This is a genomic window from Vibrio phycocola, from assembly GCF_053850235.1.
In genome coordinates this window covers 47449-70496 of record NZ_JBSQDJ010000004.1, presented here as the reverse complement: position 1 = coordinate 70496, position 23048 = coordinate 47449, and the positions used below count along the sequence as shown (strand labels likewise).

General features: G+C 42.0%; 20 protein-coding genes, 1 tRNA gene and 1 pseudogene. 7 read left to right on the top strand and 15 right to left on the bottom strand.

The features are described 5' to 3' along the window. Positions 1–22 precede the first annotated feature (22 nt). Complete coding sequence (locus tag ACWU4D_RS07315) at positions 23–1003, bottom strand: OmpA family protein (protein ID WP_456050750.1); 981 nt, start codon at positions 1001–1003, stop codon at positions 23–25. A 216-nt stretch (positions 1004–1219) separates the two neighbouring features. Next, entirely contained in the window at positions 1220–2647 is a 1428-nt protein-coding gene (gene gltX / locus ACWU4D_RS07310) for a glutamate--tRNA ligase (RefSeq protein ID WP_456050749.1), read from the bottom strand. A 261-nt stretch (positions 2648–2908) separates the two neighbouring features. Here gltX and ACWU4D_RS07305 point away from each other — a divergent pair, with 261 nt between their 5' ends. Next, a complete protein-coding gene (locus ACWU4D_RS07305; RefSeq protein WP_456050748.1) occupies positions 2909–3778 on the top strand; it encodes a TraB/GumN family protein in 870 nt (289 codons plus the stop codon). A gap of 152 nt (positions 3779–3930) precedes the next feature. On the opposite strand, the gene ACWU4D_RS07300 is transcribed toward ACWU4D_RS07305, so the two are convergent. Further along, positions 3931–4007, bottom strand: a tRNA-Pro gene (locus tag ACWU4D_RS07300). A 315-nt stretch (positions 4008–4322) separates the two neighbouring features. Here ACWU4D_RS07300 and smrA point away from each other — a divergent pair. Then, positions 4323–4901 carry a DNA endonuclease SmrA gene (gene smrA, locus ACWU4D_RS07295; protein ID WP_456050747.1) on the top strand — a complete coding sequence of 193 codons (579 nt, stop codon included), beginning with the start codon at positions 4323–4325 and terminating at the stop codon, positions 4899–4901. 63 nt (positions 4902–4964) lie between these two features. On the opposite strand, the gene upp is transcribed toward smrA, so the two are convergent. Beyond that, complete coding sequence (upp, locus tag ACWU4D_RS07290) at positions 4965–5591, bottom strand: uracil phosphoribosyltransferase (protein WP_456050746.1); 627 nt, start codon at positions 5589–5591, stop codon at positions 4965–4967. A gap of 167 nt (positions 5592–5758) precedes the next feature. Here upp and purM point away from each other — a divergent pair, with 167 nt between their 5' ends. Beyond that, positions 5759–6799: a phosphoribosylformylglycinamidine cyclo-ligase gene (purM, locus tag ACWU4D_RS07285; protein ID WP_456050745.1), complete on the top strand. Its 1041-nt coding sequence runs from the start codon at positions 5759–5761 to the stop codon at positions 6797–6799. A gap of 3 nt (positions 6800–6802) precedes the next feature. Beyond that, positions 6803–7444, top strand: coding sequence for a phosphoribosylglycinamide formyltransferase (gene purN, locus ACWU4D_RS07280; RefSeq protein WP_456050744.1), 642 nt, complete (start codon positions 6803–6805; stop codon positions 7442–7444). 94 nt (positions 7445–7538) lie between these two features. Here the strand turns inward: purN and ACWU4D_RS07275 are convergent, their stop codons facing one another. The 4 genes from ACWU4D_RS07275 to dnaQ all read right to left on the bottom strand — a co-directional run bounded on the left by ACWU4D_RS07275 (position 7539) and on the right by dnaQ (position 11174). Next, the gene (locus ACWU4D_RS07275; RefSeq protein WP_456050743.1) at positions 7539–8384 is read right to left on the bottom strand and encodes a class II glutamine amidotransferase; all 846 of its coding nucleotides are present in this window, start codon (positions 8382–8384) and stop codon (positions 7539–7541) included. A gap of 38 nt (positions 8385–8422) precedes the next feature. After that, complete coding sequence (gene lpcA / locus ACWU4D_RS07270; protein ID WP_456050742.1) at positions 8423–8998, bottom strand: D-sedoheptulose 7-phosphate isomerase; 576 nt, start codon at positions 8996–8998, stop codon at positions 8423–8425. Between the two features lie 162 nt (positions 8999–9160). Continuing rightward, entirely contained in the window at positions 9161–10420 is a 1260-nt protein-coding gene (locus ACWU4D_RS07265; RefSeq protein WP_456050741.1) for a TIGR03503 family protein, read from the bottom strand. Positions 10421–10430: 10 nt separating this feature from the next. Beyond that, a complete protein-coding gene (gene dnaQ, locus ACWU4D_RS07260; RefSeq protein WP_456050740.1) occupies positions 10431–11174 on the bottom strand; it encodes a DNA polymerase III subunit epsilon in 744 nt (247 codons plus the stop codon). Positions 11175–11231: 57 nt separating this feature from the next. Here dnaQ and rnhA point away from each other — a divergent pair, with 57 nt between their 5' ends. Continuing rightward, positions 11232–11696 (top strand): ribonuclease HI, encoded by a 465-nt coding sequence (gene rnhA / locus ACWU4D_RS07255; protein WP_456050739.1) that lies wholly within the window; start codon positions 11232–11234, stop codon positions 11694–11696. Between the two features lie 11 nt (positions 11697–11707). Here the strand turns inward: rnhA and ACWU4D_RS07250 are convergent, their stop codons facing one another. Beyond that, a complete protein-coding gene (locus ACWU4D_RS07250) occupies positions 11708–12454 on the bottom strand; it encodes a class I SAM-dependent methyltransferase (protein ID WP_456050738.1) in 747 nt (248 codons plus the stop codon). 35 nt (positions 12455–12489) lie between these two features. Between ACWU4D_RS07250 and gloB the strand changes: the two genes are divergently transcribed. Together gloB and ACWU4D_RS07240 are read left to right on the top strand one after the other, a co-directional pair. Continuing rightward, entirely contained in the window at positions 12490–13245 is a 756-nt protein-coding gene (gene gloB, locus ACWU4D_RS07245; RefSeq protein ID WP_456050737.1) for a hydroxyacylglutathione hydrolase, read from the top strand. 71 nt (positions 13246–13316) lie between these two features. Continuing rightward, positions 13317–14891: pseudogene (locus ACWU4D_RS07240) on the top strand (LysM peptidoglycan-binding domain-containing protein); the annotation flags it as partial. Between the two features lie 434 nt (positions 14892–15325). On the opposite strand, the gene ACWU4D_RS07235 reads toward ACWU4D_RS07240, so the two are convergent. The 6 genes from ACWU4D_RS07235 to dnaE all read right to left on the bottom strand — a co-directional run bounded on the left by ACWU4D_RS07235 (position 15326) and on the right by dnaE (position 22970). Beyond that, positions 15326–16201, bottom strand: a complete 876-nt coding sequence (locus tag ACWU4D_RS07235; protein WP_456050736.1) for an endonuclease/exonuclease/phosphatase family protein — start codon at positions 16199–16201, stop codon at positions 15326–15328. 40 nt (positions 16202–16241) lie between these two features. After that, a complete protein-coding gene (glnB, locus tag ACWU4D_RS07230; RefSeq protein WP_456050735.1) occupies positions 16242–16580 on the bottom strand; it encodes a nitrogen regulatory protein P-II in 339 nt (112 codons plus the stop codon). A 119-nt stretch (positions 16581–16699) separates the two neighbouring features. Beyond that, entirely contained in the window at positions 16700–17005 is a 306-nt protein-coding gene (locus tag ACWU4D_RS07225; RefSeq protein ID WP_456050734.1) for a c-type cytochrome, read from the bottom strand. 60 nt (positions 17006–17065) lie between these two features. After that, positions 17066–18382, bottom strand: coding sequence for a tRNA lysidine(34) synthetase TilS (gene tilS, locus ACWU4D_RS07220; protein WP_456050795.1), 1317 nt, complete (start codon positions 18380–18382; stop codon positions 17066–17068). Positions 18383–18493: 111 nt separating this feature from the next. Continuing rightward, on the bottom strand, positions 18494–19453 hold the full coding sequence (gene accA, locus ACWU4D_RS07215; RefSeq protein WP_456050733.1) for an acetyl-CoA carboxylase carboxyl transferase subunit alpha: 960 nt from the start codon (positions 19451–19453) through the stop codon (positions 18494–18496). Positions 19454–19493: 40 nt separating this feature from the next. After that, positions 19494–22970, bottom strand: a complete 3477-nt coding sequence (gene dnaE, locus ACWU4D_RS07210; protein ID WP_456050732.1) for a DNA polymerase III subunit alpha — start codon at positions 22968–22970, stop codon at positions 19494–19496. Positions 22971–23048: the final 78 nt, after the last annotated feature.

The following is a 23048-nucleotide window of genomic DNA, read 5'->3' as shown; positions in this document are numbered from 1 at the left end:
TAATAGAGTAGTTAAACTACTTTTATTTAACCATTTCTTCGTAGTCGAATGAAGGTACATCAATTTCAACACGACGGTTCATTTCACGACCTTCAGCAGTTTCGTTATCTGCAACAGGTTCTAGTTCACCTTTACCCATAGCAGTTACGCGAGATGCGTCGATGCCAGCACTGATGATTTCGTCAGCAACGGCTTGAGCACGAGCTTCTGATAATGTTTGGTTGTACTCTTCAGAGCCAGTAGAGTCAGTATGACCTGTGATATTAACAACAGCTTCTTCGTGCTTTGACAGTACCATAGCTACTTTAGCAACTTCCGCTTTTCCTGCTTCAGACAGAACTGCACTGTTAACCGCAAAGCTACTAGAAGTATCTAATTGCATACTTAAGATTTTAGGCTCTACTTCTTTAACCATAGGCGCTTCAACAACAGGGGCTGCAACTACTGGCGCAACTTCTTCAGCGACAATAGGAGCTGCAACTGCTGGCTCTGAGCCACCAAATTTGTAAAGTAGACCAATGGTAGTTGCATTAACTTCTGCACGCACAATATCGTTATTCACGTCTGTAAGTGTTTGGTACTCAAGACGAACTGACAAGTTATCAGTAGCGTGTACATCAAAGCCGAAAGCACCAAGGATTGACATATCGTCTTCATCGCCGTACTCAACCCATGCACCACCAAGTTTACCGTAAACATCAAATTTATCAGCAACTGGAATAGAGAATTTTGGCGCGAAAGTAATTGCTTTAACTTTTTCATCATCCATGCCTTCGCCAGTAAACTTGCCCAGATCATCGTAACCTAGTTCAAGAGCAACATTTTCCCAAGCTTGGTAGCCTAAAAACGCGCCATATCCATTAGAATCATCATCACAAGCTCCGCCTACAATACATGCATCATTAGTCCAAGTTGAACCTGCTTTTGCACCTACATAAACTTCTGCCATCGCACTAGAGCTCATCATAAGAGCTGCTGCAATACCTACTGCTAATTTTTTCATTATTTGTCTTCCTATATTATGAGAATAAACCTGTTAAACAACAGTAATTATATCTACCACTCTAATCGAACAGTGTTTGTTTATCAACTATATCTCATTTATTCTAAAATAGTGTAATTTATACAACTCAAATTTGAGATCTTGAGTCAAGAAATCGACCAAAGCCAAAATATAGTCGAAGTTTTACATTATTTCACATATTTGAGTAAATTATTCTTACTGAGCATTCGCTTCGCGTTGTTCAATAAATGCAATCGCAAGCTTAATTCGCGCCAAGACTCGCTCTTGACCGATTAACGCCATCGTTGCATCAACGGAAGGGGATTGACCACCTCCTGAAACAGCCACTCGCAATGGCATACCTACTTTACCCATACCAACCTCAAGCTCAGCACAAACCGCTTCGATCACTTGGTGGAGTGACTCTGTATTCCAATCAGTTATGGCTTCTATCTTCTCTAATGCCAGAGTAAGAGGGGCTTTCGCAACACCACGCAAGTGTTTTTTGGCGGCACCAGCATCGAACTCAGTAAAATCTTCGTAGAAGTAACGTGACTGATGGGCGAGCTCTACCAAAGTATTGCAACGTTCACCAACGAGCTGGATGACATCTGTAACCTGTGGGCCATTTGTCACATCGATACCTTGGTTTTCATAGTGCCACGCAAGGTGTTTAGCAACATGTTTAGGATCTGACGTTTTAATGTAGTGGTTATTCAACCAAAGTAGCTTATCAGTATTAAACGCAGAAGCTGACTTACTGATAGTCTCAAGACTAAATAGCTCTATCATTTCCGCTTCGGAAAATATCTCTTGGTCGCCATGAGACCAGCCTAGACGTACTAAGTAGTTTTTTAACGCTTCAGGTAAATACCCTTCATCACGATACTGCATAACAGAAACCGCACCATGACGCTTAGACAACTTGGCACCATCGTCACCCAAAATCATTGCACAATGCGCAAACACAGGCACTTCTGCACCGAGCGCTAGGTAAATGTTAATTTGACGAGCAGTGTTATTGATATGATCTTCACCACGAACCACATGAGAAATGCCCATATCCCAATCATCAACCACCACGCAGAAGTTATATGTTGGAGAGCCATCTGTACGGCGAATAATCAAATCGTCAAGCTGATCATTGCCTATTTCAATTGTCCCTCGAATTTGGTCATCAAATGCAACACTGCCTTCAGTTGGATTACGGAAACGTACAACAAATGGGTCGTTTTCTTGAGCTGCATCATTCGCGGCTTTAATTTTAGGGTGAGCCGCATCATAGCGAGGGTTCTGCTTGTTCTCTTCCTGCTCGGCGCGAACCTCATCGAGTAACTCTTTAGATGCGTAACATTTATACGCTTTACCTGCTGCTAGCAGTTGTTCAACAACTTCATCATAACGTTCAAAACGTTTCGTTTGGTAATATGGACCTTCATCCCACTCCAAACCTAGCCAATTCATACCTTCTAAAATAGCATCTACTGCTTCTTGAGTTGAACGCTCCAAATCCGTATCTTCAATTCGAAGTACAAATTCGCCACCCTGGCTTTTAGCGTATAACCAAGAATAGAGCGCTGTACGTGCGCCACCGACGTGAAGAAAGCCTGTTGGGCTTGGTGCAAAACGTGTTTTAACCGTCATCATATTTACCTTGTTGAAACTGCTTACGCGATTCAAATATTGCGAGCCAAAATTTGGTCGCTATTCTAGCACTCGGACCTTGTTTCCCACAATCTTACTTTCTATGTCACTATGATATTACGGCGATGACTCAATCAAGTTTCAATAGTAAAGTGGTCTACAAGTTCAATCTGGAGTCAACCTATCGTATCTTTAACGGACGGCTTCTATGCAGCGTAGCGCGATTTCATACATCAACTTGAACAAGAAAAGGATACTGCAATGAGATTTCCGAAATGGTTATGTGCTGGCTTATGCCTACTGTCTTTTTTTGCCAAGTCTGAGCCACTATACTGGCAGGCGACCAAAGGCAATACGACCTTTATGTTAATGGGTACGATTCATGTCGGTGCTCAATCAATGTATCCTTTACCCACATCTGTACTCAACTTTTTGAAAACCAGTGACGGACTGATCGTTGAAGCTGATCTTTCGACAGATAATAATATTCAGCTACCCCCCACCAATTTAACGACGCGAGACGTACTCAATTCACCTCAAAAAAAACAACTGGAACAGATAGCTCGTGATTTAAATATGAGTAACGACGCTCTAATGCGACTTGCTCCTTGGCTAAGTGCTCTGAAATTGCAAATCGGCCAAGTTCAACAGTTGGGGTATGAATCCGATCTAGGTATCGATCAGCATTTGATTTCTCAAGCTCAACAATTTGACCGCAGTATCATTGCCCTGGAAACGTTGCAGTTTCAAATTGATGCCCTCTCAAGCTTTGAACAAGATGGTGCTGAACTGTTAATCTCTACGTTAGATTCTTGGGATGAGGCAAACGAAATGATTCCATGTTTGTTTGAGAGCTGGACAACTGGCCACCTACCATCATTAGCAACAATCACTCAGGAGTCTGAACTCCCCGCTCAAATAAACAGTACATTAAATAAAGAACGGAATTACGATTGGATAGATAAACTCACAAACGGACACTGGCTACCAAATCCACAGGGACGCTATCTTGTTGCCGTAGGCGCTTTGCACTTTGTTGGTAATGACAATTTGATCGACTTATTTATTGAGAAAGGATTCACGGTCAAACAACTCAATCACTCACGAATCCCAAGTTGCAGTAAGAATTAGACACCCTAGGAGCTATAGATCCACGACCAAGCCTCACCGCCCCTCTGGTCCCGCTCTCTATCAAAAGAACGAGATGCGCTACCAAGCGGCGCCAACTATCAATATGCAGATGTAAAAAAGCCTCAACATTTCTGTTGAGGCTTTCTTGAATGTGGTCGGTGAAGAGGGATTCGAACCCCCGACCCTCTGGTCCCAAACCAGATGCGCTACCAAGCTGCGCTATTCACCGATAATTTTTGCTAGGTATTTGCGTTAACAGAGGGTCGGCCTCTGGTCCCGCTTATCTCAAAACACGTGATACGCTACCAAGCTGCGCTATTCACCGAGATTGCTTTCCGCGAGTATTATCGCGTGAGAACGGAGCGTATCTTACTCATTCTCTGACAAGACGCAATAGCTATTTACAATATTTATCATAAAAGCTTGTTAAATGCCTAAATAACACACAGTGAAAGCAAATATTGGGGTCAATACCGTTAAATTTGAACACTTCTATTTTTGCTTGATATAATCTGGATATCCATTTCAACTCAGGTACGCGAGTATGTCCCACGACGATATGGAATTATTCCAACAAATGCTTGGCGATGTAAAACCACTGGCCCAAGATACAACTGCACATATACATCGGAGTGACGTTACGCCAGCTCAACTCGCTAAACGTGCTGCCGCTACCATGCTATCTGAGCAAGACCCCGACTATTTATCGTTAGATAATGCTCCAATGCTCAAACCTGATGAGCACTTTGAATTTAAACGTAGTGGTGTTCAAGAGGGCGTTTACCGAAAATTACGCTTAGGTAAATACCCCATTCAAGCCCGTCTTGATTTACATCGGAGAACTCTAACGCAAGCCCGTGATGAAATCGTTCGATTTCTTAAACAGTGTATTCGAATGGACGTTCGTAGCGTTGTTATCATTCACGGAAAAGGTGAACGTTCGACCCCTCCTGCACTAATGAAAAGTTACGTTTCCCATTGGATGACACAAATAGAAGATATTCAATGCGCACACACCGCTCAGCAATTCCATGGCGGAAGTGGCGCTCTTTACGTTATGTTGCGTAAAAGCCCAGAAAAAAAGGCAGAAAACCGAGAACGTCATCAAAAACGTCGTCCGTAATCTGCCTACTCAAAGCTTAAATAAACAAAGAGAAACAACAACTCACCTTTGTTTTATAAGTTGCTATTTCGTTCCAAAAATCTTGTCACCAGCATCGCCTAAGCCTGGAATGATGTAGCCTTGTTCATTTAGCTTTTCATCAATAGCAGCCGTGTACAACTCAACATCTGGGTGGGCTTTTTCTAACGCAGCAATCCCTTCTGGTGCAGCAACTAAAACCAATACTTTTAATTGTGTACACCCTTTCTGTTTTAGAAGATCGATGGTCGAAATCATAGACCCCCCAGTTGCCAGCATTGGGTCAACAACTAGCGCAATACGCTCATCGATATGAGAAGCGATCTTATTAAAATAAGGAACTGGCTCTAATGTCTCTTCATCGCGATAGATACCAACAACACTAATTCTAGCACTTGGAATATGCTCGAGTACTCCGTCCATCATCCCCAAACCAGCACGAAGAATGGGTACAACAGTGACTTTTTTACCTTTGATTTGGTCAACTTCTACCGGACCATTCCAACCAGTAATCGTGACTTTTTCCGTTTCTAAATCTGCTGTAGCTTCATAAGTAAGCAAGCTGCCTACTTCTGTCGCTAATTCACGAAAACGCTTTGTGCTAATATCGCCTTCACGCATCAATCCTATCTTGTGTTTTACCAATGGGTGTTTGACTTCAACGACTTTCATTCTATTCTCCGACAACATCTGACTAGTTGATTAGGATTATACCTACTTCTTGCGCGCATTTCAGGAAACTGAATCAATTAAAAAAGCGACGCAAACGTTTTCCTTTTCTTTTTTTCCCCTGTAGAATAGCGCCGTTTTCATATCCATTAACAAACGAGGATTTCCCCGTGAGTGGCAATAACACTTCCCTAAGCTACAAAGACGCTGGCGTAGATATCGACGCAGGTAACGCACTAGTTGAACGCATCAAAGGTGCAGTTAAAAAAACTCGTCGCCCAGAAGTTATGGGTGGTATCGGTGGTTTCGGCGCACTATGTGAGCTACCAACGAACTATAAACAACCCGTTCTAGTTTCCGGCACTGATGGTGTTGGTACTAAATTACGACTCGCATTGGATATGAAGAAGCACGATACCATTGGTATTGACCTTGTAGCGATGTGTGTAAACGACTTAATTGTTCAAGGTGCTGAGCCATTATTCTTCTTGGATTATTACGCGACAGGCAAACTTGATATTGATACTGCAGCAGAAGTTGTAACTGGAATTGCTGAAGGCTGTCTTCAAGCGGGTTGTTCTCTTATTGGTGGAGAAACAGCAGAAATGCCAGGCATGTACGAAGGCGAAGACTACGATGTCGCTGGCTTCTGTGTTGGTGTTGTTGAAAAAGAAGATATTATCGACGGAACAAAAGTTGCCGCTGGCGATGCGATTATTGCTGTAGGATCAAGTGGCCCACATTCAAATGGCTATTCATTGATTCGTAAAATCTTAGAAGTCTCTGGTGCTGATAAAAATGAATTGCTAAACGGTAAAGCGGTTGGTGAGCATCTACTTGAGCCGACTAAGATTTACATTAAATCGGGTTTGAAATTAGCAGCTGAGCACGATGTTCACGCTATCTCTCATATTACAGGTGGCGGTTTCTGGGAAAATATCCCTCGCGTACTTCCTCAAGGCACTAAAGCCGTTATTGATGGAAGTAGCTGGGAATGGCCTGCCATCTTCAGTTGGTTACAAGAAAAAGGAAACGTCACCACTCACGAAATGTATCGCACATTTAACTGTGGTGTTGGCTTAGTCATTGCGCTTCCTCAAGACCAAGCTGATGCAGCCGTTGAGTTACTCAAATCTGAAGGTGAAAATGCGTGGGTAATTGGCTCTATCGCAAATGCACAAGATGATGAAGAGCAAGTAGAGATCAAATAAGTAATGAAAAGTATTGTTGTACTGATTTCTGGAAATGGTTCGAACTTACAGGCTATCTTAGATGCTTGTGAATCTACGATTACAACTGGAAAAGTCACGGCGGTGTTCTCGAATAAAGCAGAGGCATATGGCTTAGAACGAGCCAAGAAATCTGGTGCTGCTGCCGTGTTTGTGGATCCAAATTCATTTGAAACTCGTGATGCGTTCGATCATTCACTCATGCAACAAATCGATGAATACGCTCCTGACTTAATCATACTAGCAGGTTATATGCGAATCTTAAGTGGTGAGTTCGTTCGCCACTACTTAGGTCGCATGATTAATATTCATCCATCATTATTGCCAAAATATCCTGGACTAAATACCTACCAACGTGCAATTCATGCTGGTGATGAAGAACATGGTACCAGTGTTCATTTCGTTACCGAGCAGCTCGATGGTGGACCTGTTATCTTTCAAGCTCGAGTGCCTATTTTAGATGACGATACCGTTGAGAGCTTAACTCCTCGAGTACAAGCAGAAGAGCATCGAATTTATCCACTCATAACGAAATGGTTTGTAGAAGACCGACTTGCGATGCACGAAGGAAAAGCCTTTCTTGATGGAATCGAGTTAGGCATGCATGGTTATTTGGGCGAGGAATAAAATTTAATATTCTCTAAATAAAGGGTTGATATCATATCAACCCTTTTTTATTTCTAATCATTTTTCCAAGACCTATCTAGATTCAGTCTATCAGCTATTCTAAAGGTGCTTGAGGAGCTTGATTTCCCGGCTTTTTCTCAGCAAATGGCACATGCTGCAGTTGATCACTATTCGTATTGACCAACTCACCAAAGTGAAACAAGTTAAACTCACCGGGGCGCATTCGGTGCCACTCTTCGTTTGCAGTAAGAGGCTGAGTTGCAATTACGGTAACAACATCATTCGGACTGGTTTCTTCTTGGAAATTAACTTCAACATCTTCATCAAGTAAAACCGCTTTACCAAACGGCGCTCGTCTTGTAATCCAATAAAGATGATTGGTACAAAACGTCATTACATACTCACAATTTGATAGGAGCATATTAAACACTCCCATTTGCTTTAGTTCACCGCAGCATTGAGCAATATACTCAAAAACAGGCACCATGCTTTCAGGCGGCTCAGGAAAACGCTCATTAAGTTTTTTTAATAACCAACAAAACGCAAGTTCACTGTCTGTCGTGCCAACGGGACGATAATGGCCAGTATCGAGAGAATCATATCCAGTTAATTGCCCATTGTGAGCAAACGTCCAATATTTCCCCCATAACTCCCGTGTAAACGGATGCGTGTTTTCTAGAGAGACTCCACCACGATTGGCCTGACGAATATGACTAATAACAGAACAACTTTTGATCGGGTAAGCTTGAACCAGTTCAGCGACTTTAGATTGACAGCTTGGTTCTGGATCGATAAATGTACGGTATCCCTTCCCTTCGTAGAAAGTAATACCCCATCCATCACGATGAGGCCCTGTGCGACCACCTCGCTGCATCAACCCAGTAAAGCTAAAACAGATATCGGTTGGCACATTAGCACTCATACCAAGCAATTCACACACGCGTTACTACCTCTTGTTTTAATCGATCAATGAACATGCTAAGCCATCTCTTTTTCAACTAACATGATCAAAATATGGATAATTTTAATATGAACTTCTTGAATGCGATCGGCGTACCCAAAATGCGGCACTCGAATTTCCACATCAGCCGTACCAGCCATTTTCCCACCATCTTTCCCTGTTAAGGCAATGGTTTTCATCCCTTGAGCTTTCGCCGTTTCTATCGCTCTCAGAATATTGCTTGAATTGCCCGAGGTCGAAAGTCCAAATAAAACGTCGCCTTCTTTTCCTACTGCTTCTATATAACGAGAGAAAACAAAATCATAACCAAAGTCATTACTAACACAAGATAGGTGGCTAGGATCAGAAATAGCAATACCGGCATACCCTGGACGATTCTCTCGATACCGCCCTGTGAGCTCTTCAGCAAAATGCATCGCGTCACAGTGTGAACCACCATTACCGCAAGAAAGTACTTTTCCACCTTTCTTAAATGAATCGGCCAACACTTTAGCTGCCGCTTCAATTTGGGCAATATTTTTTTCGTCACTCAAGAATTGATTTAACACTTCTGCCGCTTCGGAAAGCTCTTTTTTTATGAGATCTTGATACATGAGTCTCTTCTCTTTAAATCATTAGCGATTGGAAATACAAGATGTTTAAGAGTAGTGAGTTTACCTTAAACACCTTGTCTGTCGAGGGGGGAAATGTGATATTTTCCAGTCTGATTACAAACTTACGTTAAGTTGTATAAGCAATTAAAAATTCTTACGAGTTTATTCATCGGGGACATTCAGTTGCATTTCTGGCTCTTCGACTTTTTTGGCTTTTTTCGCTTTGATTTTACGGATCACAAACCAAATAATGAGACCAAGAATAATGACAACAACATTGCCAACACCAATATAAATTAATCGTTTTTTACGCTCCTTTTCTCGAGCGCGGATCATCGCCTCTTCTTCGTCAAGCAGGCGCTGTCGCTCTAGAGCTTCCTCTTTTAGTTTGCGCGCTTGCTCTAAGTCAACTTCTTTAACCACACTATAAGAGTATTCCGGAGTCGCAAAAGAGAGTGGACGCTCGGAAGGCAGTTCTGTGGCATAGATATGTCCAGACCATTTATAGTTACCCAGTTTCCCGGAGTTAGGAATTGCCAGGTTGATGGTTCTTCCTTCCTCAGAAGCTTGATCTTCAATATATTCAGTATCATTAAAGGCATTAGAATGTTCTATGTGAGCCATTAGGCTGCCGGGCTTTATTGTTCCTTCATCACCCGTAAAAACCACATGATGATCGTTAGTTTCAACTCGAGCTTGGATAAAACTGGTTGAAACCGGCGTTGGATAGACCAAAACGACCTGTTCTACCGATCTCAAAAAAACGCCATTTCCCGATAGAATCCTCACCCTATACTTTCCGGGTTCAGCCACCACTTTAATCCCGACGGTAAATATTCCATCGCCTGGATACTCATCAAACCCAGTGCCATCGTCAAGAAACTCTCCCACCAAAATTGATTCTGGACGAGCTTCTTTGACCAATAACTCTTCGTCTTCTACATACTTAGTAAATGTTATTCTCAAATTGACGCGATCTAAAAAATCCCTTAATTCCAAAGGTTTTCCATCGGAAGTTAAACGGGCAGTAAATTTAACTTCTTCACCCTGATACATTCGTTTGGGCAATTGATCTGACGTCAATTTTAAATTGGAAATTAATGTAATGTTGTTTTTAGGTGTGACTTTACCAACAGCTTGCCAAGGTCCCGGCATCGGAGAGTCGATAGAAATAATATCCATCGACGATTCTTGATACCAGCGTACATTATCAGGGTGACGCCTCGCATAATACTTAGCACCATCAGGACGCACTAACACCACCGATTTAGACGGTTTACTGCGATATATCATAAAAGTGATTTGCTCTATCGTTGGATCAACTCTAAAGCGGTTATCGAGAAGAGAAAGCGTAGATTCTGAGGCGGCAACGCTCCATAGGCTCGTCATAAGTCCAACAATGATCACTATGGTACGTAGCATAGTTCTACTCCTATTGGCGCCACAAACAGCTGCCATTTTTTTCAACCAAATCCAAACGTTCTTGATGTGCTTGTAATTCATCGGCTGATGCAGGCAAAACCTTTAATGCTTTTCGACCACTGACCAAGCGTTTTATTGTTTCTCCCCCACTACCATCAGAAGATTGATTTGCCGAAGTGAACTGGAGCGCGGTTTGCCCACCAGTCATCAACAAATAGACATCGGCGAGAATTTCCGCATCGAGTAATGCGCCGTGCAACGTCCGATGCGAATTATCTATTCCATAACGATCACACAAAATGTCTAGGTTATTACGTTTCCCGGGGAAGATACGCTTAGCCATTGCTAACGTATCGGTCACCTGACAAATTTGTTCTGTTTTCAGAGTATTTCCCGAAAGCTTAGAGAACTCATAATCCATAAAGCCGACATCAAAGGGTGCATTGTGTGCAACCAACTCTGCGTCTTTAATAAAATCGATAAACTCAGAATGGACATCCGCATAGTCGGGTTTGTCTAGAAGAAATTCATCTGTAATACCGTGAACATTAATGGCTTCTTCTTGAATGGCGCGATCAGGTTTTAAATAGACATGAAAGTGGCGTCCAGTCAATTTTCGATTAACGATCTCTACCGCGCCGATTTCGACAATCCGGTGACCTTCATAATGAGGCCCACCTTCTTGGTTCATCCCCGTCGTTTCAGTATCGAGAACGATGATGCGTTGATGTTCAGAATTGTTACTAGTATTCATTCGCGTATCTATGTCAGACTATGTGTAATTAAAAATCTCCCTATATAGTATCAAATCATGACAAAACAAGTGGAAATTTTCACAGATGGATCTTGCCTCGGTAATCCCGGGCCAGGTGGCTACGGTATTGTACTTCGCTATAAAGAAAACGAGAAACAACTCGCCAAAGGGTATCATTTAACCACGAATAACCGAATGGAAATGATGGCTGCAGTCGTTGCTTTGCGTAGCGTAAAAGAACCATGCAAAATAATTCTCACCACAGACAGTCAATACGTGCGCCAAGGCATTACCCAGTGGATACATAACTGGAAAAAACGAAATTGGAAAACATCTGCCAATAAACCCGTCAAGAATGCCGACTTATGGCAACAACTTGATACTGAAACTCAACGCCACGAAATTGAATGGCGCTGGGTAAAAGGGCACACTGGTCATCGCGAAAATGAAATTTGTGATGAAATAGCGCGTTTAGCTGCGGAAAATCCAACAGAAGAAGATGTTGGTTACCAAGCAAATTAAGCGTCGACGACTTAAATAGCGTCGTCTTTGTGCTCACTTTTTCGCGTACAGTTAACACCAAGCGGTGAAAGTGCGCGTTTAAAGTTCCAATGAGGCTTAATTGGTTTCAGAGGTACAGTGCGCTTTCTCGCGACGATAAAATAAAGACTACTTATTGATCCAGTCCAATCACTGGTATTATTTTCCAGCCACGTATCAAACACACAACGACTTCCACGGGGAAACAGTGCGTATCGGTCGCACTCAATCACTTGGTAATTCAGCAGGCCTAGCCAATCTTTAACTCGATTTGGAGTAAACATACGCCCACTCCAAGGCAAATAGTTTTTCCGCCAAGGCAATAAACTAGATATTCCCATTAAGCTTATTGGATTAAACCCTGTAATAATAAGGTACCCATCATCGACAAGGACTCGATCAACCTCTCGTAGCATTCGATGAGGGTCATTGTTGTAATCAAGTTGATGAGCCATGATTACGACATCGACACTCTTTTTTAAAAAAGGGAGTTCGTAGGTATCAGCAATAACAGTATGCAGAGGATTTTCAATATCAATGTTGACTTGGTGTTGAATATTGCATGTACAACTGGCAAGCTCACAACTCAACCCACCCAGCTTTAGCATGTGATAACCAAATAGTTTTGGGCACCATTCATCCAATCGATGCTGTATCGATTCTTGAACCCACTGCCCATGCTTTAGTTGCGCCCAAGAGTGTGGTTTTGCGAGTGCTTTTTTGCTGCGTGCTGGTTCCATAGCAACTCATATACAAGGTAATTGGAGAAAAAATCATGATAGAAATAAAAAGCATACCTGCATTTAATGACAATTACATCTGGCTAATTCAAATTAATCAACATTGTATTGTGGTCGATCCGGGTGATGCTCAACCAGTATTAAAGTACCTTCAAGACCATGATCTGATTTTAAAGGCCATTCTCATTACTCATCATCATGCGGACCATACAGGTGGAATTGTAGAACTAACACGTGAGTATCCAAACATTAGCGTTATTGGTCCGAAGAACGATCCAGTAATGGGGTTATCCCTAAGTGTGGATGAAGGTGATAAGTTCACATTACTCGATCAAGAATTTAATGTGCTCTCCCTTGCTGGACATACTAAAGGACATATAGGCTACACAACCGAAAATGCTCTTTTTTGCGGTGATGTACTGTTCTCTGCTGGGTGTGGACGAGTCTTTGAAGGCAGTTACGAAGAAATGTTTGGTGCGCTGAATAAGCTCGCGGCACTTGATGATACGACTCAGGTATACTGTGCGCATGAGTACACAGCGGCAAATGTCGCGTTTGCAATGGCTGTTGAACCGGAAAACAAAGAGCTTCATCAATATCGCGATACTGTCAATCGCTTGCGAGCGAATAATCAAGCAACCATACCAACAACGATCGGACAAGAAAAACAGATCAATCCTTTCTTGAGAACGCAAGAAGCTAGCGTAATAAAAGCGGTGGCGAATATCTCATCACAATGTGATCCTCTCGCCATTTTTTCTGCATTAAGAGATTGGAAAAATCAATTTTAACAATTTCCTTCTTGTCTTCTCATTGAGGTGACAATACTATCACCCGCTCGCATTGAAAAAGGTTATGAGATATGAAGTTTAGGTTAAGTTTGTCCCTGTTATTATTGACAGGTTGTCAATCAATTCAAGCGCCATCAACTCATACCCCAAACAATGAAGAAACAACGCAAGTTATTAGTGAGACAGCAACATCTGAGTTGGAAGGTCCACTAAGAAGTGCCGATCAAATTATATCTGAGTACGGCGAAGTCACCGATAAGGCAACATTATCGGTGAGTAAAAGTACACCACAGTCTCAAGAAGATTTGTGGCGACGTATTAGTATGCAATTTTCAATTGAGGTACCTGATCATAAAGCGATAGAGCAGCACCGTAAGTGGTTTATAAAGCATCCACAACACCTCGAAAAGGTTGCGAAACGTGCGACCCCATTTTTGTATTTAATTACAGAAAAGGTTGAAGAACGAGGTTTTCCACTCGAACTGGCTTTACTCCCAATTGTAGAAAGCTCATTTGATGTCCGAGCCTACTCTCACGGTAACGCTTCTGGCCTTTGGCAGTTTCTTTCTGGTACTGGAAAGATCTATGGTTTAGAGCAAAGCTTTTGGTACGATGGCCGTAGAGATGTTTATGCGGCAACGGATGCGGCTCTAGACTATTTAGCGTATCTAAATAAATTCTTTGATGGTAACTGGTATCACGCGATCGCCGCATACAACAGCGGTGAAGGACGTGTTGCACGATCGATTAAAAGAAATAAAAAAGCGAATAAACCCACTGACTTTTTCTCGTTATCGTTACCCAAAGAAACGAGCCAATACGTACCAAAACTGCTTGCACTTGCCGACGTGCTTTCTAACCAAGAAAAGTATGGTATCTCAATTCCTCAAATAGCCAACAAGCCCTATTTGAAATTAGTCGATCCTAAAGAACAGATGGATTTAAGAATTGCAGCGAATTATGCTGGTATTGATTTCGATACCATGAACAACCTAAATCCGGCTTACAACCAGTGGGCAACGTCACCTAAAGGCGTTCAACAGTTATTGATACCATTAAGCCACGTTGACCAGTTCAATAATATGTTGGAAAAAAACCGTGGTAAGGGTGTTCGATTTGCACGTTATACCGTAAAGAGAGGCGATACACTCAGTACCATAGCCGCACGAAACAACATTCCAACGACCAGTTTAAAAGAAACCAATAACCTCAAGCGCTCGCTTATTCGCGTTGGTCAAACCATCTTGGTCCCTAGTGCTTCTGGATCTAGCTCACCGAAAGCTAGCAATCAAACAGTCGCACAATTAGACAATAGCAACTCGACCTCGCCCTCATCTCAAACCATTAACCACAAGGTGAAAAGTGGTGACAATTTGTGGGATATCGCCAAACTGTACAATGTCTCTCATCAAGCTATTGCTCGGTTAAATAATATAAAATCTTCAACACCGCTAAAAATTGGACAAAACCTAAAAATTAAACAAGGGACAAGTGCTCCAACTCAAAGTACCGTTAAGTACACAGTTAAGTCCGGAGATACACTGGGTGGTATCGCGATGAAATATGATTTGGCAAGTCGCGATATTATGAAGTGGAATAAGTTATCAAGTCGTTCAGTTTTGCAAATCGGCCAGACCTTAACCCTTAAAGATGTCAAATCCGTACCAACTCAAAAGACAACGAAATACAAGGTAAAGTCTGGAGATACACTTAGTGATATCGCGATGAAGTTTAATACAACTAGCCGCAATATCATGAAGTGGAATAAATTATCTAGTCGTTCAGTTTTGCAAATAGGCCAAACCCTGATCCTAAAGGAAAACAGCGGCGCTCCAATTCAAAAAGCGGTTAACTATAAAGTAAAATCTGGAGATACCCTTAGTGCTATTGCTATGAGGTTTAACTTAGCAAGCCGTGATATCATGAAATGGAATAAACTTTCTCAACGTGCAGTATTACAAATAGGCCAAACTCTAACACTTTATGTGAAAGAAAATACGTAAAGGGGATCCTGCTAGTGCTGTCTAGAAAGAGTAACTTCTTTTTCAAACCAGTCAGCTAACGAACTTGAGGAAATAAATTAGTTGATACTAAAACTTGCGATTATGGGGTTATGATCAGAGGAGCGTGAAAACGATACTATCGCACTATCTAACTCTAATTGACGGTAAAATAAGTGATCAACGGGTGTACCATCACCATAGGCAAAAATAGTACGATTATCAGGAGCATAATCCGCTTCAACTAACTCCAACGACTCAACCATATCTCGAACGACTGCTTTGCGCTCTGCGCTCCAATCATTAAAATCACCAGCAACAATTACTGGGCCTTTATGATTATGAAGTTGCATAATGATACTCTTAATCTGACGCTTATATTCATATACTGTCAGCGTAAAATTAATGCTATGTAGATTAGCTATGGCGAGTGTTTTTCCATTACTCAGCGGGTAATAACTCACTAATGACGATTTATTGAGCCGAATAAACGGCTCAAGTTCGATATACCCACAGCTTGATGATGGCTCTTCTGTGGCAATGGTCATCACACCAACCGACTCGCCACGAAACAAAAATGCATTTACTTGAGTTGACGTTAACTGCCTCAGCTTAATCCAACTTGCCAGCATTGGAGTTAAAATACTTTCTTGTATCATCAACAACTGTAACCCTTCACTATAATCAGAAAGATCACGAATCCAATAAGAATCTTGTTGCTTATGTATGTTCCATACCAATAAGTTTAGTTCACCGTTATTATCGATTGCCTTTTTACCTGGCTGCATAATGCAAGAACTAGGCAGAGACACTGATAGCTGGCTGCTAATGCGTGTATCCGGTTTCGCTATGGTCATCAATTCAATTGAATTGGTGTTTTTAAACATAACCAAAAAGCCTGCTAAAATAATTAGCGAAATACCGAACACCGCAAATAGAGCTATTCTTATTTTCATGAAATAAAATGCTCGTTAATTATTTAATATAATCAACGAATTAAATTGCATCTTCGTCTTCTTCACCAGTACGAATTCGGATAACTCGTCCAACATCTGTGACAAAGATTTTACCATCACCAATCTTTCCAGTTTGAGCCGTTTCAATAATCGCATCGATACATTTATCAACCACATCACCAGAAACTACTATCTCCAGTTTCACTTTAGGCAAAAAATCCACCATATATTCAGCGCCACGATAGAGTTCCGTATGGCCTTTTTGACGACCAAACCCTTTGACTTCTGACACAGTCATACCTGTAACGCCAACATCACCAAGTGCTTCGCGTACATCATCTAGCTTAAAAGGCTTAATTATTGCTTCTATTTTTTTCATTTAGATCCCTTAAACATTTCTTAATCACTGATCATAGAAATCAACGACATAAAACTATCACTTACACACAGATGCTATTAACTAAGCAATCAGTATGCCAAAATTTACAACCCTTTGACTCACTTCAAACTAGCATAGTAAGCGGCTAAGTTCTCAATATCTGAGTCACTTAATATACTCGCTTGTGGTTGCATCACCGCGGCATTGCCACTACTTCGGCTTTTATCTTTGTATGCTTTCAATGATGATATTAGGTACTTTTCATTTTGTCCGCGTAGATTTGGATAGCCGTCGATTGTTGCAATACCATCCTGCCCATGACAGGCAGCACATACAATTGATCTTGCCTTCCCAGCTTCTATATCTCCCGCCTGAACTGAAACTGAAGCTGCGAATAACATTATTGCTAGCATTCCTCTTTTCATAATTGCTCCTAAGTTAGTTTTATAATAATCCTCTTGTTAATTCTGGCACAACCCATAAGGTTATTCCCAGATGAATTCACATTCTCCGCCACAAAATTGACGATCGACGTATAAGTCAGCAACAGCAACTACCTTTTCGTCACACAACAAAATAGGTGTTCTTCGACGTTGCCAACTCGGTACTCCAAACTCCTGATACCATTTCTTCAACGTTTTGTGACCTACTTTCCCTTCAGGGTGAGCACTGAGTCCCTCGGAGCGAAATGTAATCTCCAGTTTTCCTTTTAAAACCATACTACTTAAAGCTAAACCTTTTCCGGTACTTATTGTGTCAAATAATGTCACTTTCCCTAAAAAGCTCGGAAGCTCTAATGGTTGATTTATGGTTAGTGATCTGTGCCAATGTCCAACATCCTGCATTTTCGGAATGCAAAATAGATGCTGTTGATAACGACGTATTTCGTGTTCTTTAAACTGAAACTTCGGATTTGCATCTATCCTAGCCATTGCAACATCGGACCAAAGCAATTTCAGGCGAACCTGACTGGGCATGAGTACATCAAACTTTGATAGCCACATCCGCAATACCCTATATCGCACATCCTCACTCATAAAATTTAGAGATGTGATCGATAAGCTCATATCAGGCGCAAGACTAGTATTAAGTCGCTCCTCAAGTAGCTCATCTAATAGGCGCTCTTGTTGTGCACATAGCTCAGCTGAACGCTGTATAGCCGAAGGGAAATGGGGCCACCGCTGACTAAGTACGGGCGCAACTTGATGGCGAATAAAATTGCGATCAAACCGAGTATCTTGATTACTTTCATCCTCAACCCATGTCAGTCCGTGTTCCTCTGCGTACTGTTCTATCAGAAAACGACGGCTTTTGAGTAAGGGGCGAACTAAAAAACCTTGTTGGAAAGGCCTTGCTAACGCCATAGCCGATAGCCCTTTGGGGCCACTACCACGTTTCAATGCGAGTAAAAATGTTTCTACCTGATCATCATTATGTTGAGCGGTAAGGAGAATACCTTGAGGCTGAAGGTGTTTTTCGAGCGCTTCATATCTAGCCGTACGTGCCATACTTTCGATACTGTCGCCACTATCACAATCGAGCGTAACTCGCTCTAACGCAAAGTCGACATCATGCTTTTCACACCAGCCTTTACATTGCTCTGCCCAATCGTCGGCATTCTGACTCAAGCCATGATGCACATGAACTGCTTTCAATAGAAACGGGGTTTGATGACGTAATTGAATCAGTACATCAAGTAATACCCTAGAATCGATACCGCCACTTAGTGCTAAGACTATCTGTCTCGGTTCCTTTAGATATGGCTGTAATATCGACTCAACCTCACCCAGTAACATAGTTATCCCATTCTCTCTTAGTTCATCTGATTTGAGTTTACAGCTTAAAATATATCACACAAAGAAAAAGGGTTGAGCATTGGCTCAACCCTTCATTTTTCTATAACTAATAGCTAGTTAACAGTATCCGTATGACATTAAACGTTCGTAACGACGCTCAAGTAACTGCTCGCTGTCGAGCCCACTAATTTCGTCTAACTGTTTTATCAATGCTTCTTTCATATTGTATGCGGTTTGAACATGATCGCTATGAGCACCACCTAATGGCTCTTCAACAATAGAATCAATCAATTCAAGCTCTTTTAAACGTTGTGCCGTTAATCCCATCGCTTCCGCCGCTTGTGATGCTTTATCCGAATCTCGCCATAAAATCGATGCACACCCTTCCGGTGAAATAACCGAATAAGTTGAATATTGTAGCATGTTGACATAGTCACCAACGCCGATGGCTAGAGCACCACCTGAACCACCTTCACCGACAACATTACAGATCACTGGCACTTTCAAAGAAGACATAACTTTCAAGTTCTGAGCAATCGCTTCAGACTGACCACGCTCTTCAGCACCAACTCCTGGGTAAGCGCCAGCTGTATCGATAAATGTAATAATCGGCATATTAAAACGTTCTGCCATACGCATTAAACGAAGAGCTTTACGGTAACCTTCTGGTTTAGGCATACCAAAATTACGACGCACTTTCTCACGTGTTTCTCGTCCTTTCTGATGGCCAATGATCATTACTGGGCGATCATTTAAACGCGCAATGCCACCAACTATCGCTTTATCATCGGCATAAGCACGATCACCACATAACTCATCGAAATCAGTAAAAATATGTTCGATATAATCGAGAGTGTACGGACGCTGTGGATGTCGCGCCAATTGAGCAACTTGCCAAGCACCTAAGTTACTAAAAATTTTATGCTTGAGCTCAATACTTTTCTTCTCCAACTGTTCTATCTCTTTTGCCAGATCGACAGAAGTATCACCACCATGAATTGAAACTTCACGAAGTGCTTGAATTTTAGCTTCAAGTTCTGCAATTGGTTTTTCAAACTCTAAAAAGTTGAGGCTCATTATCGATCCCTTTTCTCAGTCATTATTATGTGGCTGAATTTTAGTTAAATTCTAATTCCACTTGGTCTTGGCCAAGCAGTTGCTTTAATTCATCGAGCAGAACATCACTGGGCGTGACTCTCCACTCTGTTCCTAGTGTTAACCGTGCACGAGCATCTTCGCGCTGATAGTATATATTGACCGGAACAATTCCGGCTTTATGAGGTTCCATAATTTGGCTAAAACGCTCAAAAAATGTATCACTGACTTGGTTTTCTGACAGTGATACCGATAGGCTACGGGCGTACTTTTCTCGTGCTGTCCCTAATGCCATAATCTCACGAACGGTCATTTTAAGTCCGCCATTGAAGTCATCAAAGCTGACCTGTCCCGAAACGATAAGAATTTTATCTTTTTCAAGCATATCGGCGTACTTTTCAAGTACATCAGAAAACAACATCGCCTCCATTCGACCAGAGCGATCATCTAAACTGATGATTCCAATACGCGATCCTCTTTTTGTGGTCATCACTTTAGCAGAAATTACCAATCCTGCCAGTGTTACTGTTTGATCTCTTCGAGTTGGAGTTGCGTCTTTTAGTCGGAAACTAATGTAATGATTTAGTTCTTTAATATAGGCACTAATAGGGTGACCGGTTAAATAGAGCCCCAAGGTATCACGTTCACCTTCAAGCCAAACTTTTTCAGGCCATGCAGGTACTTGCGTATATTTCTGCTCAACCGCTTCCGGCGCTTCGGTTAATACCCCAAACATATCCGATTGACCAAACGATTCCGCTTGGTGAAATTGACTCGCTGCTTTTACCGCATCATTTAATGAAGCCATCATTGCAGCACGATGAGGTCCTAGTTTATCTAGTGCTCCTGCATAAATCAGTTTTTCAATAACACGCTTGTTTATTCGCTTAAGATCAACACGAGCACAAAAATCAAACAAATCCTTAAAATGCCCATCTTTTCGTGCTTCCAATATGGCATCAATGGGTGCTTCGCCAACCCCTTTTATCGCACCAATACCATAAACAATTGCCCCACTTTCATCGACATTAAATCGGTATAAGCCGGCGTTAACATCTGGTGGTAAAACTTTTAGATTCATGCGCAAGCATTCATCGACCAAGCCAATCACTTTTTCTGTGTTGTCCATATCAGCAGTCATTACTGCGGCCATGAACTCTGCTGGATAATGCGTCTTCAGCCACAGTGTTTGGTAAGATACCAAAGCATAAGCGGCAGAGTGAGATTTGTTAAACCCGTAACCGGCAAACTTTTCAACCAAGTCGAAAATTTTCATCGATAGCTCGCCATCGACTCCATTGTCGATCGCACCCTGTTCGAAAATACTTCGCTGTTTGGCCATTTCTTCAGGTTTCTTCTTACCCATTGCACGACGAAGCATATCGGCACCACCTAAGGTATAACCCGATAGTATTTGTGCAATTTGCATGACCTGCTCTTGGTATAAAATGATACCGTAAGTTGGATCCAACGTTTCTTTTAACGATTCATGTTGCCACGTCTCATCAGGGTAAGAAATTGGCTCTCGACCATGCTTACGGTCGATAAAGTTGTCAACCATGCCCGATTGCAATGGACCGGGTCTAAACAGTGCCACCAATGCGATAATATCTTCAAAGCAATCGGGTTGTAGGCGTTTGATCAGGTCCTTCATTCCACGAGATTCAAGCTGAAATACCGCGGTAGTTTCTGAGTTTTGTAATGTTCTAAATGAACGGGCACAATCAAGAGGAATCGACTCAATTTGAATCGACTCTTTACCTTCTTTAAGCAATCTCGGGTTAATTAACCCTAATGCCCAATCAATAATGGTCAGGGTTCTTAAACCTAAGAAATCAAACTTCACCAACCCAGCATATTCAACGTCATTCTTGTCAAATTGAGTAACGGGGAAGTTACCCTCAGCATCAGCGTAGATCGGTGCAAAGTCGGTAATCGTAGTTGGAGAAATCACAACCCCACCGGCATGTTTACCGGCATTTCGAGTACAACCTTCCAAAATACGACATTTATCGATGAGCTCTTTTACTTCTTCGTCGTTATTATAAAGCTCTGGTAAAGCGGGTTCAGCTTTGAATGCTTTTTCCAACGTCATACCGGGATCTGGCGGAATCATTTTGGAGATGCGGTCAACAAAACCAAAGGGATGTCCTAACACTCGTCCCACATCTCGAATAACGGCTTTGGCGGCCATTGTTCCGAAAGTAATGATCTGAGATACCGCATCACGGCCGTAGAGTTCAGCAACATGGTCAATCACTTGATCACGCTTATCCATACAGAAGTCGACGTCGAAATCGGGCATAGATACCCGCTCTGGGTTTAAGAATCGTTCAAATAGAAGATCATATTCAAGAGGGTCAAGGTCAGTAATCTTCAAAGCATAGGCCACGAGTGATCCCGCACCTGAACCTCGACCGGGCCCAACAGGAATATCATTATCTTTTGACCATTGGATAAACTCCATAACAATCAAAAAGTAGCCAGGGAACCCCATTTGGTTAATAACATTAAGCTCGATATCCAAACGTTCATCATATTCAGGACGACGTTCTTCTCTGACTTTTGCATCAGGAAAAAGAAATTCTAGGCGATCTTCTAAGCCTTCTTGAGACTTCTTAACCAGAAAGTCTTCTATCTTCATCCCCTCTGTCGGGAAATTGGGGAGGAAGTATTCACCTAAACGAACGGTAACATTACAACGTTTAGCGATTTCAACTGAGTTTTGCAGTGCTTCGGGAATGTCTGAGAATAATTCACACATTTCCTCTTCAGTACGAAGATATTGCTGTGAACTGTAATTTTTAGGACGACGGGGATCTTCCATCGTAAAGCCATCATGAATCGCCACGCGGATCTCATGAGCCTCAAAAAATTCATCGTTAAGAAAAACGACTTCATTAGTCGCAACAACAGGCAGATCTCGCTGCTCTGCTAACTCGATCGCAAAATGAAGATACGATTCTTCATCTTGTCGCCCCGTACGTATCAGTTCAAGATAAAACCGATTTGGAAAGTGCTGTTGGTAAAACTGAACACAGCGCTCGACTAGGCTATGGTTACCTTTTAACAATGCTCGGCCAACGTCACCTTGGCGACCGCCGCTTAATAAGATCAATCCTTCAGAAAGCTCGCCTAACCAAGATTTATCAATCACAGGTTGATGCTGAACATGACCACGTAAATAGGCTTTAGATATAAGAAGTGTGAGATTCTTATACCCAATATTATCGGCAGCCAACACGGTTAAACGCGTCAATTCATCGCCAAACTCTTCCGACTGCATTAAAAAGTCAGCACCAATGATTGGCTTAACCCCACACCCATGAGCGGTGCTGTAAAATTTCACCAACCCACAAAGATTAGTAAAATCCGTTAGCGCCATAGCGGGCATACCGAGCTCAGCAACTTTCTTTACCAGCGGCGGTACTTTAGACAAACCATCGACCATGGAGTAATCACTATGTACTCTAAGGTGGACAAATTTTGGTTCTGACATGTAACACTTTTCCTTTCGGATCAAATTGCTTTCGGATCAAATAACTTTTGGTTCGAATTACGATTAAGTCAAAAAGTA